The organism is Pseudomonas sp. EGD-AK9, assembly GCF_000465935.2.
Classification (GTDB): domain Bacteria; phylum Pseudomonadota; class Gammaproteobacteria; order Pseudomonadales; family Pseudomonadaceae; genus Aquipseudomonas.
In genome coordinates this window covers 1-1,497 of record NZ_AVOF01000534.1, presented here as the reverse complement: position 1 = coordinate 1,497, position 1,497 = coordinate 1, and the positions used below count along the sequence as shown (strand labels likewise).

Sequence of the window (1,497 nt, the reverse complement as noted above, 5' to 3'; positions counted from 1 at the left end):
CGCGCGCCGACAGGCCGCGGGCGAAGCCCAGGCGAGCGCCGCCGCTGACCTGCTCGCGGTTGCGCGTGGCCTTGACCTCTAGCGGTGCCAGCTGGCGTTCGCGCAACAGCTGGCGCACCTGGCGCGCGCTGTCGGCCTCCAGCACGCCTTTCTGCTGGCGGCCGCGCCCGTCCAGGGCGATATATTCGAAGGCGGCCACTTACTCCTCCCGGGTCACGCGCAGCACTTCCTCGACCGTGGTCACCCCTTCCAGCACCTTGCGCCGCCCGTCGTCGCGGATGCTCGGGCCCAGGCGGCGGGCGTGGCGGGTCATGTCCTGCTCGGAGGCGCGGCTGTGGATCAGCGTGCGCATGGTTTCGTCGAACACCACCAGCTCGTAGATGCCGGTACGCCCGCGGTAGCCCTGCTGGTGGCACTCGGCGCAGCCGCGCGCGTGGTACAGGGTCGGCGCCGATGCGGCCGGCACGCCGAGCAGCGCGCATTCGGCCGCATCGGCGGCATAAGGTTCCTTGCACGCCGGGCACAGCACCCGCACCAGGCGCTGGGCCAGCACGCCGAGCAGGGAGGACGACAGCAGAAAGGGCTCCACGCCCATGTCCACCAGACGGGTGATGGCGCCGATGGCGCTGTTGGTGTGCAGGGTGGAAAGCACCAGGTGGCCGGTCAGCGAGGCCTGCACGGCGATCTCGGCAGTTTCCTTGTCGCGGATCTCGCCGACCATCACCACGTCCGGGTCCTGGCGCAGGATGGCGCGCAGGCCGCGGGCGAAGGTCATGTCCACCTTGGTGTTGACCTGGGTCTGGCCGATGCCTTCGAGGTGGTATTCGATGGGGTCCTCGACGGTGAGGATGTTGCGCGTGTGGTCGTTGAGGCTGACCAGGCTGGCGTACAGCGTGGTGGTCTTGCCCGAGCCGGTGGGGCCGGTGACCAGCAGGATGCCGTGCGGCTTGCGCACCGTCTCCTCCATCAGCGCGCGATCCTCGGCGCGCATGCCCAGGTGCTGCAGCGACAGACGCCCGGCCTGCTTGTCGAGCAGACGCAGCACCACCCGCTCGCCGTTGGCCGAGGGCAGCGTGGAGACGCGGATGTCCACCTCGCGCCCGCCGACCTTGAGCGAGATGCGCCCGTCCTGCGGCACGCGCTTCTCGGCGATGTCCAGGCGCGCCATGACCTTGACCCGCGACACCAGCAGCGCCGCCAGCTCGCGCTTGGGTTCGAGCACTTCGCGCAGGATGCCGTCGACGCGAAAGCGCACCACCAGGCGCTTCTCGAAGGTTTCCAGGTGGATGTCGGAGGCGTTTTCCTTGATCGCCTCGCCGAGGATGGCGTTGATCAGGCGGATGATCGGCGCGTCGTCTTCCTGCTCCAGCAGGTCTTCGGTCTCCGGCACCTGCTCGGCCAGCGAAACCAGGTCGAGACTGCCGCCGATGTCCTCGGCCAGCTGCATGGACGCCGAGTCGTGCTGGTAGGCCGCGCCCAGCGCCAGGGCGAACTCGC

The 1,497-nt window shown here is 69.7% G+C and carries 1 protein-coding gene and 1 pseudogene; both read right to left on the bottom strand.

Annotated features, from left to right (window positions below):
• A pseudogene (locus N878_RS20150) lies at positions 1 to 199 on the bottom strand (type II secretion system protein GspF); the annotation flags it as partial.
• Positions 200 to 1,497, bottom strand: a 1,298-nt coding sequence (gene gspE / locus N878_RS20145; RefSeq protein WP_021445350.1) for a type II secretion system ATPase GspE, incomplete at its 5' end; no start/stop codon positions are given.